This window comes from Nocardioides sp., assembly GCF_024509035.1.
GTDB lineage: Bacteria > Actinomycetota > Actinomycetes > Propionibacteriales > Nocardioidaceae > Nocardioides.
Genome location: NZ_JANINT010000017.1, coordinates 1 through 13550 on the forward strand (window position 1 = coordinate 1; position 13550 = coordinate 13550).

Here is a 13550-nt window from a genome sequence, read left to right on the forward strand (position 1 = left end):
TCCGAGCCGCGCACCGGGTGGCGGAGCCGGTCGCCGAGGCGGCCAGCCACTCGGCGGGCAGCACGTCGTCGCGCAGATGGGTCAGCTCCTCGACCGTGCCGACCGCGTCGAACGCGCCGGGATAGCCCTGGACGAGGTCGTCGGAGCGGAACCGCTCGAGCGCGGCGAGGTCCCAGCCGTTGGCGCGCACCAGCACCTCGCCGTACCCCTGCAGGTACGTCGCCAGGCGGCCGACCAGCTTGCGCAGCCGGGCCTCCTCGTCGATCGACTCCTCGACGGTGGCGAGCACCGCCCAGACCCGCACCGAGGCCGGGTCGCGGTCGGCGCGCTCGGCCGCCGTGCGGATCGTCGCCACCGAGCGGGCGAGCGTCTCGTCGCTGAGGAACGTGTGCAGGACGACCCCGTCGGCGACCCGGCCGGCCAGCTCCAGGGTGCGGCCACCGATCGCCATCATCAGCACGGGGATGTCCTCGTCGAAGCCGCTGTCCTGGGACAGGTAGGGGTAGCTGCCGGCCGGGCCCTCGTGGCCGAGCACCGCCTCCCCGTGCCACAGCGACCGGTAGATCCCGATGGCGTCCTCCATCTGAGCGCCGGTGACGCGTGGCAGGCCCATCACGTCGAAGAGCAGGTCGAAGCCGCGGCCCAGGCCGAAGGCGTAACGCCCGCCGCTGAGCCGGTGCATCGTGGTCGCGAACGTGGCGGTCACCAGCGGGTGGCGGGTGTTGTGGTTGGTCGCGGCCGTCGCGATGCCGATGCTCTCGGTGACCGCGGCAGCCGCGCCGGCCAGCACGGCGGCGTCCTTGACGTTGAAGCGCTCGGAGAGGAACACCGACCCGATGCCGAGCCGCTCCGCCAGCCGCACCTCGTCGAGCAGGTCGCGGGGCGAGGCCGTGTGCCCCGCGAGGCCGTAGCAGCCGATCTCGGGCAGGTCCTGCATCGCGGTCGCGGAGGACTGGAACGTGTTCTCGTTCACAGGCGCGGACGCTAGCAGGGGACTTGACGCGTGTCAGGCAGGTCGGAGAAGCGCCGACGCCGCGATCGCCCGGGGCGTGCCGCCGTCGCTGGGCACGAACACCGTCAAGCACAGGTTGAACTCCTGGTAGAGCGCCTCGCCGAACGCGCCGTTGACGGTCTTCACCGGAGGGTTCCAGAAGACGTCCATGCCGGTGCGTGGGTAGTAGGTCACCCGCATCGGCCGCACCGCGACGGCGAGGTGGCCGCCTTCGACCGCCACGAGGCGCAGGTCGTCCTGGGGGTCGGCCGCGGCCGAGTCGACGGTCGCGGCGGCGCTGTCGATGAACCTGCGGCCCTGTGCGGGTACGTGGGTCGCTCGTTCGTGGATGGCACGTACAGCCGCGGTGACCTGGATGTCTCGGCGGATGCCGGTGGCGACGTACCGGCTGGTGGCGCTGATCGCCGAGCGAGCCGCGTGCTCCACGCTCGCATCGACGGACGAGGTGTTGCCGTCCTCGGCCGCGTCGGGCAGGTCATCCAGGTCGACGTCGCTCGTCGTCCGCATCAACCAAGGCGAGGCGGCGGTTGCCTGCGTGAACACGTCGATCTCGGCGGCGTCCTCGTCACCAGTCACCACCAGGCTCCAGAGGGGATAGGTGGCGAAGTGGGTCGAGTACGCCGCTACCGGGGTGTGCGTGTAGGTGTGTGCACGTTCCTGCTCGTGGGAGCGCCTCGCGACGATCGTCGTGTAGATGTCGTCCTGTAGGACGGGTCCGGTGTCCACCTCGCGCCAGGGGCCGGCGTCGTAGCGCGGGGCCGCGGCGGCCCGGATCGCGCGGTTGTTCTTCTCGTCGTACGCCGCCAGCATCGCCTCGAGGTCGCTCTGGTCCAGCGCGACCCGGCTGGCCGGAGCGCTGTCCACGTGGTGGGGCACGCCGCAGCCGGTGGCCGCCAGGGCCAGCGCCACCATCGGCACGAGGAGGGTCGCCGCGCGCCCGGGAGCACGTTGCCGGCGCACCATCAGCGTCACCGCGAGGCCGAGCAGCAGCGCGCCGGTCCCGGCGACCGCCACCAGAAGCCAGAACAGCCCTGCGACGTGGAGGCCGACCTGGAGCTCGGGTACGGCGTCCGTCGAGGGCTGAGCCAGCAGCTGGACGGGCTGGCCGTTGAGTCGGAGCCGCAGCTCCTGCCACCCCTCACCCTCACTGTGGGATGTCCACAGGTCCGCCACGGAGAGGTCGCCGAGGGGCACCGGGTCGCGGGCGGAGGCCGGGCGCGTGCCGCCGACGACACCGCCGGGGCGGACCCCGGTCACCTCCCAGTGCTCGACCTGGCCGGCCAGGCTGGACACGTCGACCGGGTTGCCCGCCGCGAGCAGGACACCACCCTCGGCCCGGGCGCGGACGACCAGCGTCAGGTCGTCGTACGACAACAGGTCGCCGGCGGTGACGACGAGCTGGCCCGGGGCTGCGTCCGGGCGTGAGCTCGGGAGCAGGAGGTCGTCGTCCGGACCGATGTAGACAGCGGCGGCGGCACCGACGACGACGGCGAGGGCGCCGACCAGCGCCAGTAGCGAGCGAGCGATCCGTCCGAGCATGGGTCTGCTCCTGTTCCCGAGAGTGCTCGCCACGCTAGGCGCGGCGACCGGGCTGCGCGAACGCTCATCCACAGGTCTCGCCAGGAACGTTACTCATGGGTAATATGCCGCCGCATGAGCCAGGTCCTCACGATGTGGAACAAGGCGGGCGCGCTCCCGGTGGTGGGCAGCCGGGTGTTCTCGGTGCTGTTCGCGCAGAAGGCGCCGTACTTCGCCTCGATCCGCCCGCGCTTCCTCACGATCGAGCCGCACCGCGCCGAGCTGCTGATCCCCAAGCGCCGCCGGGTGCACAACCACCTGGGGACCGTCCACGCGATCGCGCTCTGCAACGGCCTCGAGGCGGCGATGGGGGCGCTCGCCGAGGCGACGATCCCGGCCGACAAGCGCTGGATCCCCAAGGGGATGGAGGTGTCCTACACCGCCAAGGCCACCAGTGACATCGTCTGCGTGGCCGAGACCGAGCCCGAGCAGTGGGCGGGTCTGGCGCCGGAGGGCGGCGAGCTGCCGGTGCGCGTGCACGGCACCCGGGACGACGGCACCGTCGTGATCGAGGGCGTGATCCGGCTCTGGGTCACCCCTCGGCGATGACCGGAGCGGCGGTGAGGAAGATCGGGTTCGTCAGCGCCACCATCGGCGAGCTCGGCGTCGACCCGCGCCGCACCTCCGCGCGCACGAACGCGACGCCACCCGGGACCGTCGTGTCGAGCGTGATGAGCCCCGCCTCGTCGGCCGTCTGGTCCGCGTAGGTCTCGAGGTCGGGACCGAGCAAGGTCGCGACGCAGCCGGCGGCGCCGCTCACTCGGAGGCTGACCTCGACGTCGTCGCCCTCGGAGCTCGGCACCCGGTCGCCGCACTCGCCGGAGACATCACCCAGGGATGCGGTGAGCTCCAGCTCGATCGCCGAGGACTCGGCCACCCAGGAGTGCCCTCCGCGCAGCCCGGCGATGACCGCCGCGGTGGAGAGCGACTCGGCGCGCACCACGTTCTGGGCCAGGCCGATCTGCTGCGAGGCGTTGTGGGAGTCGGAGTTGCCCACCGCAGGCTTGAACGTGCCTGCGCTCAGCAACCTGTGCCAGCGCTGCACGGCCTTCTCGTTGAAGCCGGCGTTCAGCCCGCTCCACGGCCCGTTCCACACCTCGACGGCGTCGACCTCGGCGAAGTCCGCGTCGAAGTCCCACCGGATCGAGGACAGGGGGATGTTGGGGTGGGCGGCGACGGACAGCCCGCCGAGCTCGCGCACGCGGCGGGTGAAGCCGGCCAGTCGCTCGTCCTCGGGGCGGTAGCGCCAGTCGATCCAGGTGCCCGGCGGGATGCCGGTGGCCAGCCAGTGCCCGGCCCGGGTCGTGACCTCCTCGCCGGAGATCACCAGGAACCCGTCGGGGACGTACCTGCCCCACGTCAGCTGGGCGGTGCTGGTGTTGTGCTCGGCCGTGCCGATGAAGTCGAGCCCGGCCGCCTGCGCGCGGGTGAGCACCTCGCGCTGGGTCTGCGAGCCGTCGGAGTGGACGGTGTGGACGTGCAGGTCGCCGCGGTACCAGCCCTGACCCGTGCCGGCCACGGCGGACGGTGCCGGGGCCGGGTGGAAGGCCGCGCCCCGGGGGCCGAACCGCAGCCGCACGGTGACCTCGTAGTCCGTGCGCCTGAGGATCTGGTACGGACCCAGGACGATGCGCCAGGTGCCCGGCGAGATCGGCCCGGGCAGGTAGCCCGGCGTCGCCGAGCCGCGACTGATCCGGAACGACGACCGCGCGCCGCCGGACCAGCCGCGGAACCCCGAGGCCTGGCCCAGGCCGATGCCCGAGGAGTCGAAGATGCCGATGTCGATGACGTTGGTGCTGAACCCCAGGCCGGTGTCGGAGGGCGGCGGGTAGGAGTAGGACACCTCGATCTGCCGGACGCCCTTCGGCACGCGGAACGGCAGGTAGCGCCAGTCCTCGCGGTCGGTGGGGGAGAAGTGGCCCGTGAACCGCTTCGTGACCACCGAGCCGGCGGCTGCGGGCTCGAAGGTCGTCAGTGCTGCCGTGGTGGCGATCCCGGCGCCGGTCAGCAGCAGCCGGCGGCGATCCAGATGCGCGGACATAGTGCTCCCAGGATGGCTCAGCGCGGCGTGCGGCGTACGGCGAACCCGGTGATTGCGCCGGCCAGCACCACCGCCCCGGCGACCAGCGCGGGCCAGATCGCCAGCTCGCCGTGCTCGCGGCGGCCGCGCAGCGCACGGTGGCTCTGGTAGGAGAGCGCCGAGCCGTTGCTCTCCCGGGAGAGGACCGAGGCCGAGCTCTGGAAGGACAGCACCGAGGCGGCCGACATCAGCGAGCCGAGCGAGCCGGCGGACATGACCGACCCGACGCTGCCGAGCGAGAGCACCGACCCGACGCTCCCGACCGAGAGCACCGACCCGTCGGACCACAGGGACAGGACCGATCCGCGGGAGCCGTGGGACCACACGCTGCGCAGCGTAGCCCTGGAGTTCACGCGGTGTATGCCCCTCGGCCACGAGCAGGGTCGAGGCTCCGGATGTCCGGGTCGGGGGTCTCGGTCGGCACATCGCCTGCAACCTCGAAAGGTCCATCGTGACAACTCACCGCATCGCCACGTCAGGTCTCGGAGCGCTCGTCGCCGGCGGCCTGGCTGTCCTCAGCATCGTGCCCGCCCACGCCCACGGGGGTTCCCAGGCCCACGGCGGGTCCGCCATCGCCGACGTCCCCGCCGCGAACCCGCGGTCGGGCGTCCAGAGCAACGTGCTCACGCCGTCCGCCACGCAGTCGTCGGTCGCCTGGGGCGCGCTGCCCCTCGTCAACCCCGACACCGCCAACGGGGTCACCCACTACGGCTACAACACCCAGGCCGGCGGCCCGCTCACGCAGGCGCCCGACGAGGCGTTCAAGACCGAGCCCGACAAGAACGTCTACCTCACCTTCGGTGGCAGGCACTACCTCTACCAGGGCCACGAGGGCGGCCCGCGTGGCTACGTCACCCGCATCGACCTCGACCAGCCCGACCCCGCCAAGAGGGTCACGCTGATCTCCGACGTCGACGCCGACGGCAAGGCGTACCCGACGATCGACGGCATCACCTGGGACCCGTTCACCCACCAGCTGCTGCTGAGCGCCGAGGCCAAGGCCCCCAACGGCGGGGTCTTCGGGGTCTCGCTCGACGCGAACGGCGACGCCGTGGACGGCAAGGCCGTCCGGCTCGACGCGCTCGGTGCCGGCGGCTACGAGGGCGTCCAGAACGACAGGGACGGCAACGTGTGGCTCGTCGAGGACATCGGCGGTGCCTCGGCGTCCGGCGGCAAGGTGCCGAACAGCTACGTCTACCGGTTCGTGCCCACCGACAAGGCCGACCTCACCAAGGGTGGAGCCCTGCAGGCGCTGCAGATCCTCCGCAAGGACGGCACGCCCGCGACGGCCGAGCAGCTGCAGGCCGACCCGAGCGACGCCTTCATCTCCCAGCTGCACACCTACGGCACGTCGTTCAAGACGACATGGGTGACCGTGCACAGCGGTGCCCCGACCGCCTTCGACGCGACCGCCGCCGCCAAGGCCGCCGGCGCGACGCCGCTCAAGCGTCCGGAGAACGGTGTGTTCCGACCGGGGACGGACTTCCGCGAGTTCTACTTCACCGAGACCGGCGACACCTCGACCTCCAGCACCCTGCCCGGTGCGTACGGCGGCGTCTTCCGGGTCACCCAGTCCGGCCCGAGCGCCGCCACCGGCACGATCTCGATCGCCGCGGTGGGCGACCAGGCGCACACCGGCCTCGACAACATCGCGTTCCTCACCAAGGACGACCTGCTGGTGGTCGAGGACGCCGGCGACGGCCTCCACGGCCAGCGCAACGCGCTGGACTCGGGCTACCTCTACCGCCTGGACAGCGGCCGGTCGCACCACCGGGGCGGCGCCGGCCACGCGCCGCGACCGGTGCGCTGGCTCGCCGAGGGCCGCGACGCGTCGGCGACGTACGACGCCTCCGCCGGCCTGTCGTACAACGACGGCGACAACGAGATCACCGGCATCCACGTCTCCGACGGGGACCCGACCGTGGCCGGTCTCCTCGGCGCCAAGCTGCCGAACCCGAGAAGCGCTGCCTGGCGCACCTTCTGGACCCAGCAGCACGGCGACAACGTCACCTGGGAGGTCCGCTGGGGCCGCTGAGCCCTCGCGCCAAGGCTCAACCCTCCTCGGCCCGTCCGGACGCAGTCCGGGCGGGCCGAGGCTCGTGCAGCCAGTGCCAGGCGAGGGCCCCGATCCAGAGCTCGTAGGCGAGGGTGCTGAGCGCGAGGACGGGGAAGAAGCCGCCCACCACCAGCGTGGCGCTGCCGAGCACGCTCAGGGCGGCGATCACCAGCCCGCTGCGCTCCAGCCACCGCGGTCCGCCCGCGAGCCGGAGGCCGATCGCGACGGCGACCAGGAGGAAGGCGCGGGGGAGCGCGGAGAATGCGAGGGAGTACGGCGCGACCGCGTCCCAGGCGCCCAGGAGGCGGACGTCGGCGCCGGTCTGCGCGGTGTCGAGCGCGACGTCGTGCAGCACGCCGGCCAGGGGCCAGATCAGCGTGAGCAGCGTCCCCGCGGCGACCGCGACCGTCGCCAGCACCCCGGTCGGGTCGGCCTGTCGCAGTCGCACGTGCACGGCTCCGAGGAAGCCGAGCAGCAGGACGCCGGCAAGCATGAACACGTAGTTGCCGAGCCGGTAGGTGCCGGCGGCGTCGAGGACGCTGCGCCCCCGGTCGAGAGCCGGGTCGCTCGGCGATCCGCCGTGGGGGAGCACGAAGATCGCCATGAACACCATGACGGTGAGCTGGCAGACGGTGAAGGCCAGGCCGCACCGGGCGCTGATCCTGGTGACGTCGGGGCCGGTGGCCCGGGCCGGGGAGGTGTCGATGAGAGTCATGGTGGGACGGTAGGGATCGACGCCGGGCCGCCACATCGACCGCAGGGCGGCTCTGCGGATCAGCCTCCGGGCTGAGGCCGGCGGGGCGTTGCGGGCCCTACTCTGCGGTCGTGACCACCGTCGCCGCACGCCTCGGCGTGACCCGCCTCGATGCCGCGCTGGCCGTCGGGTTCGTGGCGGCCGGCCTGGTGCAGGCGAGTGTGTGGCCGATCGCGGGGCACGGTCTCGGGCACGTCTACGTCCTCGGCACGACCACGCCGCTGGCGTGGCGGCGTACGCGCCCCGTCGTGTCGTCGTTGGTGTCGACGCTGCCGTGGGTGCTGCCGCTCGACGGCTTCCCGGTGCTGGGGTTCGTCGTGGTGATCCTGCAGTTCTTCGCGCTCGGCAGCCGCGGGGCCCCGCGTGCAGCGGTGGCCGGGGTCGCGGCGTGGGGCGTGGTCGCGGGCGCCGTCGGGACGGTGCTCGGCCCCGAGGCGCCGGTCGCCGCCATCGGCGCAGCGCTCGTGGTGGTCGCGCCGGTGCTCGCCGGCCAGCTGGTCGCGCACGAGCGCCGGCAGAACGCCGAGCTCGCGCGGCTCGCGCGCCGGCTCGAGGAGGAGCGCCGTCGCGCGGAGGACTCCGCCGTGGAGTCCGAGCGTGCCCGGATCGCCCAGGAGCTGCACGACGTGGTCGGGCACGAGGTCACCCTGATCGCCGTCCAGGCGGAGGCCGCCTCGGCCGCGCTGCGCCTGGCGCCGGAGCGCGCCGCCGAGCCGGTCGAGGCGATCCGGGTCACGGCGCACCGGACGCTGTCGGAGATCCGCGACGTCCTCGACGTGCTGTCCAGCGGCGGCGAGGCGTCCGCGGAGGAGGAGCTCGAGGAGCTCGCCCGGCGGGCCCGGGCCGCGGGCATCGCCAACACCCTCACGGTCGTCGGCACGCCGTCCGAGCACGCGCAGACCCGCCTCGCGGTGAACCGGATCGTCCGGGAGTGCCTCACCAACGCCGGACGGCACGCACCGGGCGCGTCGGTCGCCCTCGAGGTCGACTGGCAGGACCGCCAGGTCGTGGTGACCTCCGGCAACGCGGCCGCGTCCCGTGGGCTGCCGCGGCCGGGCCGTGGTCTAGCAGGCATGCGGCACCGGGCCGAGCTGCTCGGCGGCACGTTCGACGTGTCCGCGCGGGACGGCCGCTTCGACGTGCGGGTGGTGCTGCCCCGATGACCGGCAAGACGATCCGGGTGCTCCTCGTCGACGACCAGGACCTGGTCCGCCAGGGCCTCCGGCTGATCCTCGAGCTTGCCGGGCTCGAGGTGGTCGCCGAGGCCCGGGACGGCGCCGCGGCGGTGACCGCGGCGGCGGCGTACGACCCCGACGTCGTGCTGATGGACCTGCGGATGCCCGGCATGGACGGTGTCGAGGCGACGCGCCGGATCACCACGTCCTCGGCCGCACGGGTGTTGGCGCTCACGACGTTCGACGTCGACCAGCACGTCGTCGACGCCCTGCGCGCCGGCGCCGTCGGCTTCCTCCTCAAGGACGTCACCTCCGAGGCCCTCGTCGAGGCGGTACGCCGAGCCGCCGCCGGGGAGCCCGTCGTGTCCCCGGCGGTCCTGACGCGGATGATGGACCACTTCGCCGCCCGGCCGCCGGTGCAGCCTGCGCCGCCGCCCGGCTTCGCCGAGCTCAGCGACCGGGAACGGGAGGTGCTCGCGCTGATCGGTCGCGGTCGGTCCAACGCCGAGATCGCGGCCGACCTCGTGATCAGCATGGCGACCGTGAAGACCCACGTGCGTCACATCTTCGCCAAGCTCGACCTGCGCGACCGGGCCCAGGCGGTCGTCGCCGCGCGCGAGGCCGGCCTCGGCTGACGGTGCCCGACTGATTGGGGCGCGGCCCGCGGCCCGCCGTACCCTTGACGACTGTCATGACTGCTACTTCTTCTGCCGGGCGCACCTACGAGGTCCGCACCTACGGGTGCCAGATGAACGTCCACGACTCCGAGCGGCTCACCGGGCTGTTGGAGGACGCGGGCTACGTCGCTGCGCCCGAGGGGCGGCAGGCCGACGTCGTCGTCTTCAACACCTGCGCGGTGCGGGAGAACGCCGACAACAAGCTCTACGGCAACCTCGGGCACCTGGCGCCGGTCAAGGCCGCGACGCCGGGCATGCAGATCGCCGTCGGCGGCTGCCTGGCGCAGAAGGACCGCGACACGATCACCACCAGGGCGCCGTGGGTCGACGTGGTGTTCGGCACCCACAACATCGGATCGCTCCCGGCCCTGCTCGAGCGGGCGCGGGTCCAGGACGAGGCGCAGGTCGAGATCCTCGAGTCGCTCGAGGTGTTCCCCTCGACGCTGCCGACCAAGCGCGAGTCGGCGTACGCCGCCTGGGTGTCGGTGTCGGTCGGCTGCAACAACACCTGCACGTTCTGCATCGTCCCGAGCCTGCGCGGCAAGGAGAAGGACCGCCGCCCCGGCGAGATCCTCGCCGAGGTCGAGGCGCTGGTCGCCGAGGGCGTCTCGGAGATCACCCTGCTGGGCCAGAACGTCAACGCCTACGGCGTGGAGTTCGGCGACCGGCAGGCGTTCTCCAAGCTGCTGCGCGCGTGCGGGTCGATCGAGGGCCTCGAGCGGGTGCGGTTCACCAGCCCCCACCCCGCGGAGTTCACCGACGACGTCATCGAGGCGATGGCGGAGACCCCGAACGTGATGCCGCAGCTGCACATGCCGCTGCAGTCCGGCTCGGACAAGGTGCTGCGCGACATGCGACGGTCCTACCGGTCCACGAAGTTCCTCGGCATCATCGAGCGGGTGCGGGCGGCCATGCCCGACGCGGCGATCACCACCGACATCATCGTCGGCTTCCCCGGCGAGACCGAGGAGGACTTCCAGGAGACGCTGCGCGTCGTGCGGGAGGCGCGATTCTCGGCCGCGTTCACCTTCCAGTACTCCAAGCGGCCCGGCACCCCGGCCGCCACGCTGCACGACCAGATCTCCCCCGAGGTGGTCAAGGACCGCTACGAGCGGCTGGTCGCGCTGGTCAACGAGATCGCGTGGGAGGAGAACAAGCGGCTCGTGGGGCGTCGGGTCGAGCTGATGGTCGCCGAGGGGGAGGGGCGCAAGGACGCCGCCACCCACCGGCTCTCCGGCCGTGGCCGGGACAACCGGCTCGTGCACTTCACCCCGCCCGCGGGCGTCGAGGTGCGGCCCGGTGACATGGTGACGGTGGAGATCACGTACGCCGCGCCCCACCACCTGGTGGCCGACGGACCCGTGGTCGACGTACGCCGGACGCGGTCCGGTGACGCCTGGGAGGCCCGGCACGCCGCGCCCGCGGCGCCGTCCGGCGTCACGCTCGGGATGCCGACCCTCGGCGTACCGGCACCGTTGCCGGACGCGCCCGCCTGCCGCTGACCGGCCGACCGCCGGACCTTTTCCACAGCGCGCGCGGAGCGGCTTGATCGGTGCTGGCCGACTGCGGAGGCTGACGTCCTCATCGTCGCCTCGGGAACAGGACCCCCTCATGCGCACCATCACCGCTGCGACCGCCGTCCTCGGCGCCGTCGCCACCCTGCTGACCACCGCCGGAGCCTCCACCGCCGCCACCGGCTACGACGCACGTGCGAGCCTCTCGGGGCGGACCACGTGCAGCAAGAGCGCTCACATGGGCACCACCCGCCGGACCATCGTGCTCGACAACAGCCGCTCCGCACGACGGGCGCAGTTCAAGGTCGTCCGCGACGGCGACCGGTTCGCCGATCCCGTCGTGTACGTGTGGGTCGGGGCGCACCGGAAGCGGTCGATGACCGTCTCCGTCCCGCAGCGCTCCACGGTCTCGGTGCGCGTCCGGGTGCCCGAGATGGGTCGTCAGGAGCTGCGGCTCTCGGCGACCGTGCCCGCGCTCGGGTCCTGCTACGTCGCGACCGTGGACCCCCGGGCCTCGCTCGGGGGCGTGACGTGCCACGGTGACGACTCCGTGGCCCAGGTCGTGCTCGACAACCGGTCCACCAGCGACAAGTCGGTGGACTACACGGTCGCTTCGTCCTACGGCCACTCCTCGGCGTCGTTCACCGTCCGGCCCGCGTCGTCGGTCGACGACTACCTGCCCGTGCCGGCCGGGGGGTCGACCCACGTCGACGTGACCGCCGACGGTCGGACGGTGCTGTCGGTCGACGTCGCCGCTGTCAGCTGCCCCTGAGCCGACTCGGCCCGCTCGCGCACCTGACAGAGCTGTCGTCTGCCCTCGAGAGATGCAGCAGATACGTCAGGTGCGTGCGGGACCCGGGTCAGACCTCGTCGTCGTCGCGGGGGTCGCGCCCGGAGTAGCCGGCCTTGGGCGGCAGCCCGACCGGGTTGTCCTCGGGGTTGCCGGTCGACTGCTCCGGCGGGGCGTCCTCGTCGCCGTACGACTCGTGGGGAGCGACCTCGCGCAACCCGTCGGTGGCCTCCTGGCCCGGGCCGGCGTGGCCGACCCGCTCGCTGCTGACGCCCATCCCGCCCGCGGCGCCCGCCGGACCGCTGGACCCGGGGGTCGAGCCGCGGGTCACCTGGGCCAGCTCCTCGTCGGAGGGAGCGCCGCCCTGCTGGGGGTCGAGCGGCATGCTGTTCTCGCTCATGCGGGGGACTCCTTGTCCTCGTCGGCACCCTCGTGCTCGCCGCCCTCGCTGCGGGTGGAGCTGGTGGAGGTGTCCTCCGACCCGCTCACCTCCTCGACCAGGGGGTCGGGAGCCTTGTCCTCCACGGCCGGGTTCTCCTCGGGCGTGAGGTCGGGGATCACGACCGGTCCGGTGTCGTCCTCGATGGCGTCCACCCCGCCGGGGTTGGGCTCGCCGGGCTCCACCTGGGGCATCGGCATGGGTCCGAGATCGGATGACATGGGTTCTCCCTCCCCTGCTCGGGCCGGACCGGCCGAGGGCGGTCGATCAGAACCCGAACGTCGTGTACGCCGTCGCCGTACCCGTTCGCACGGCGTCCAACACCGCGAGCTCGTGGGGCACGACGGGGTCGGGGAGGGCGTCGAGCGGGCACCAGCGCAGGTCGGCCGCCTTGTGCGGCTCGACGATGCGCGGCTCGCCGACCCACGAGCGGGCGGTGAAGAAGAAGTCGATGCGCTCGTCGATCGGCTCGCCCCCGCGGGTGCGCTGCATGGCGGTGACGAACGTGAGGTCGAGGTCGGTGACGCCGAGCTCCTCGAGCGCCTCGCGGCGCGCGGCGTCGTACGCCGTCTCGCCCTTCTCGACGTGGCCGGCCGCGGCGGCCGCCCAGTGGTCGTCCATGAAGCCCGTGTTCTGGCGCAGCTGCAGCAGCACCTCCGGTCCGGAGACACCGTCACGTAGGAGGAAGACGTAGGCGGCGGGGACGACGACGAACCGGTCGATCACTCCTCGACTGCCTCGGCGTCGCCCTCGAGGTCGTGCGGAGTGGCGTCCGGCTCTCCCAGCGGGTCGTAGACGGTGCCGGTGTCCTCGGACACCGCCTCGCGCTCGGTGGCCTCGTACTCCTCCTCGTCGGGGGACTCCTCGGGCTCGATGTCCTCGGTCAGGTCGAACTCGCTCATCTCATTCCTCCCCGGAGTCGTCGGAGGGCTGGTCCAGCGCCCGCTCGGCATTCTCCTCCTGCAGGGCGCTCCCCGCAGCCGCGTCCTTCTCGTCGGGCAGCTCGCTCTCGTGCTCGCCCGGCGGGGTGCCGAAGGGTGCGCCGGGGGCGTCGGGGGAGTCGGTGCGCTGCGGGCCGCCCGGCGGGGGTGCCGCGTCGAGGTTGCCCCCGCCCTGCGGGTCGACGGGTCCCTGGGCCGTGTCGTGGGTCGTGTCCTGGGGCTCGCTCATGCTTGTCACACTAACCACATGCCCAGCCCCGCAAACCGTGCGCCGATCGTGGCCGTGGTCGGGGCGACGGCGTCGGGCAAGACGGGGCTCTCGCTCGACCTGGCCGAGCGTCTGGGCGGCGAGATCGTCAACACCGACGCGATGCAGGTCTACCGCGGGATGGACATCGGTACGGCGAAGCTGCCGGTCGCCGAGCGGCGCGGCATCCCGCACCACCTGCTCGACACCCTGACCGTCCGCGACCCCGCCACCGTCGCGGAGTTCCAGGGGTGGGCGCGCGCCGCGATCGGCGAGATCCGGGGCCG

17 protein-coding genes are annotated in these 13550 nt (G+C 72.8%); 7 read left to right on the forward strand and 10 right to left on the reverse strand.

From position 1 onward, the window contains the following. The coding region (locus tag Q0L15_RS01810) for a TIGR03857 family LLM class F420-dependent oxidoreductase (protein WP_296601829.1) at nt 1-973 on the reverse strand (973 nt) is incomplete at its 3' end. Nucleotides 974-1006: 33 nt separating this feature from the next. Then, nucleotides 1007-2551 (reverse strand): hypothetical protein, encoded by a 1545-nt coding sequence (locus Q0L15_RS01815; RefSeq protein ID WP_296601830.1) that lies wholly within the window; start codon nt 2549-2551, stop codon nt 1007-1009. Nucleotides 2552-2665: 114 nt separating this feature from the next. On the opposite strand from Q0L15_RS01815, the gene Q0L15_RS01820 reads away from it, so the two are divergent. Then, on the forward strand, nt 2666-3139 hold the full coding sequence (locus Q0L15_RS01820; RefSeq protein WP_296601831.1) for a hotdog fold domain-containing protein: 474 nt from the start codon (nt 2666-2668) through the stop codon (nt 3137-3139). On the opposite strand, the gene Q0L15_RS01825 is transcribed toward Q0L15_RS01820, so the two are convergent. Together Q0L15_RS01825 and Q0L15_RS01830 are read right to left on the reverse strand one after the other, a co-directional pair. After that, nucleotides 3123-4631 carry a CehA/McbA family metallohydrolase gene (locus tag Q0L15_RS01825; RefSeq protein WP_296601833.1) on the reverse strand — a complete coding sequence of 503 codons (1509 nt, stop codon included), beginning with the start codon at nt 4629-4631 and terminating at the stop codon, nt 3123-3125. The two genes, Q0L15_RS01820 and Q0L15_RS01825, sit on opposite strands and share 17 nt — an antisense overlap. A 17-nt stretch (nt 4632-4648) precedes the next feature. Further along, entirely contained in the window at nt 4649-5023 is a 375-nt protein-coding gene (locus Q0L15_RS01830; RefSeq protein WP_296601835.1) for a hypothetical protein, read from the reverse strand. 98 nt (nt 5024-5121) lie between these two features. Here Q0L15_RS01830 and Q0L15_RS01835 point away from each other — a divergent pair, with 98 nt between their 5' ends. Further along, nucleotides 5122-6705, forward strand: coding sequence for an alkaline phosphatase PhoX (locus Q0L15_RS01835; RefSeq protein WP_296601836.1), 1584 nt, complete (start codon nt 5122-5124; stop codon nt 6703-6705). A gap of 16 nt (nt 6706-6721) precedes the next feature. On the opposite strand, the gene Q0L15_RS01840 is transcribed toward Q0L15_RS01835, so the two are convergent. After that, nucleotides 6722-7441, reverse strand: coding sequence for a hypothetical protein (locus Q0L15_RS01840; protein WP_296601838.1), 720 nt, complete (start codon nt 7439-7441; stop codon nt 6722-6724). A 110-nt stretch (nt 7442-7551) separates the two neighbouring features. On the opposite strand from Q0L15_RS01840, the gene Q0L15_RS01845 reads away from it, so the two are divergent. From Q0L15_RS01845 to Q0L15_RS01860, 4 genes are all read left to right on the forward strand, one after another. After that, nucleotides 7552-8643 carry a histidine kinase gene (locus Q0L15_RS01845; protein ID WP_296601839.1) on the forward strand — a complete coding sequence of 364 codons (1092 nt, stop codon included), beginning with the start codon at nt 7552-7554 and terminating at the stop codon, nt 8641-8643. Further along, entirely contained in the window at nt 8640-9290 is a 651-nt protein-coding gene (locus Q0L15_RS01850; RefSeq protein ID WP_296601841.1) for a response regulator transcription factor, read from the forward strand. The genes Q0L15_RS01845 and Q0L15_RS01850 overlap by 4 nt, the downstream gene beginning before the upstream one ends. A 56-nt stretch (nt 9291-9346) precedes the next feature. After that, the gene (gene miaB, locus Q0L15_RS01855) at nt 9347-10834 is read left to right on the forward strand and encodes a tRNA (N6-isopentenyl adenosine(37)-C2)-methylthiotransferase MiaB (protein WP_296601851.1); all 1488 of its coding nucleotides are present in this window, start codon (nt 9347-9349) and stop codon (nt 10832-10834) included. A 109-nt stretch (nt 10835-10943) separates the two neighbouring features. Next, a complete protein-coding gene (locus Q0L15_RS01860) occupies nt 10944-11618 on the forward strand; it encodes a hypothetical protein (protein WP_296601842.1) in 675 nt (224 codons plus the stop codon). An 88-nt stretch (nt 11619-11706) separates the two neighbouring features. On the opposite strand, the gene Q0L15_RS01865 is transcribed toward Q0L15_RS01860, so the two are convergent. From Q0L15_RS01865 to Q0L15_RS01885, 5 genes are read right to left on the reverse strand one after another with little or no spacing between them, the layout of a single operon-like run. Further along, nucleotides 11707-12036, reverse strand: coding sequence for a hypothetical protein (locus Q0L15_RS01865; RefSeq protein WP_296601843.1), 330 nt, complete (start codon nt 12034-12036; stop codon nt 11707-11709). Next, nucleotides 12033-12296 (reverse strand): hypothetical protein, encoded by a 264-nt coding sequence (locus Q0L15_RS01870; protein WP_296601844.1) that lies wholly within the window; start codon nt 12294-12296, stop codon nt 12033-12035. The genes Q0L15_RS01865 and Q0L15_RS01870 overlap by 4 nt, the downstream gene beginning before the upstream one ends. A gap of 46 nt (nt 12297-12342) precedes the next feature. Beyond that, nucleotides 12343-12801 carry an NUDIX domain-containing protein gene (locus Q0L15_RS01875; RefSeq protein ID WP_296601845.1) on the reverse strand — a complete coding sequence of 153 codons (459 nt, stop codon included), beginning with the start codon at nt 12799-12801 and terminating at the stop codon, nt 12343-12345. Continuing rightward, entirely contained in the window at nt 12798-12977 is a 180-nt protein-coding gene (locus tag Q0L15_RS01880) for a hypothetical protein (RefSeq protein ID WP_296601847.1), read from the reverse strand. The genes Q0L15_RS01875 and Q0L15_RS01880 overlap by 4 nt, the downstream gene beginning before the upstream one ends. 1 nt (nt 12978) lies before the next feature. Beyond that, a complete protein-coding gene (locus Q0L15_RS01885) occupies nt 12979-13245 on the reverse strand; it encodes a hypothetical protein (RefSeq protein ID WP_296601848.1) in 267 nt (88 codons plus the stop codon). Between the two features lie 18 nt (nt 13246-13263). Here Q0L15_RS01885 and Q0L15_RS01890 point away from each other — a divergent pair. Further along, a partial coding sequence (locus Q0L15_RS01890; RefSeq protein ID WP_296601849.1) for an isopentenyl transferase family protein occupies nt 13264-13550 on the forward strand: 287 nt, incomplete at its 3' end.

Bases quoted from the DNA above. Each gene is read 5' to 3' on its own strand.
- Q0L15_RS01885 (WP_296601848.1), bottom strand. From the start codon at position 13,245: ATGAGCGAGCCCCAGGACACGACCCACGACACGGCCCAGGGACCCGTC.
- Q0L15_RS01870 (WP_296601844.1), bottom strand. From the start codon at position 12,296: ATGTCATCCGATCTCGGACCCATGCCGATGCCCCAGGTGGAGCCCGGC.
- Q0L15_RS01860 (WP_296601842.1), top strand. From the start codon at position 10,944: ATGCGCACCATCACCGCTGCGACCGCCGTCCTCGGCGCCGTCGCCACC.
- Q0L15_RS01880 (WP_296601847.1), bottom strand. From the start codon at position 12,977: ATGAGCGAGTTCGACCTGACCGAGGACATCGAGCCCGAGGAGTCCCCC.
- Q0L15_RS01815 (WP_296601830.1), bottom strand. From the start codon at position 2,551: ATGCTCGGACGGATCGCTCGCTCGCTACTGGCGCTGGTCGGCGCCCTC.
- Q0L15_RS01825 (WP_296601833.1), bottom strand. From the start codon at position 4,631: ATGTCCGCGCATCTGGATCGCCGCCGGCTGCTGCTGACCGGCGCCGGG.
- Q0L15_RS01850 (WP_296601841.1), top strand. From the start codon at position 8,640: ATGACCGGCAAGACGATCCGGGTGCTCCTCGTCGACGACCAGGACCTG.
- Q0L15_RS01820 (WP_296601831.1), top strand. From the start codon at position 2,666: ATGAGCCAGGTCCTCACGATGTGGAACAAGGCGGGCGCGCTCCCGGTG.
- miaB (WP_296601851.1), top strand. From the start codon at position 9,347: ATGACTGCTACTTCTTCTGCCGGGCGCACCTACGAGGTCCGCACCTAC.
- Q0L15_RS01840 (WP_296601838.1), bottom strand. From the start codon at position 7,441: ATGACTCTCATCGACACCTCCCCGGCCCGGGCCACCGGCCCCGACGTC.
- Q0L15_RS01865 (WP_296601843.1), bottom strand. From the start codon at position 12,036: ATGAGCGAGAACAGCATGCCGCTCGACCCCCAGCAGGGCGGCGCTCCC.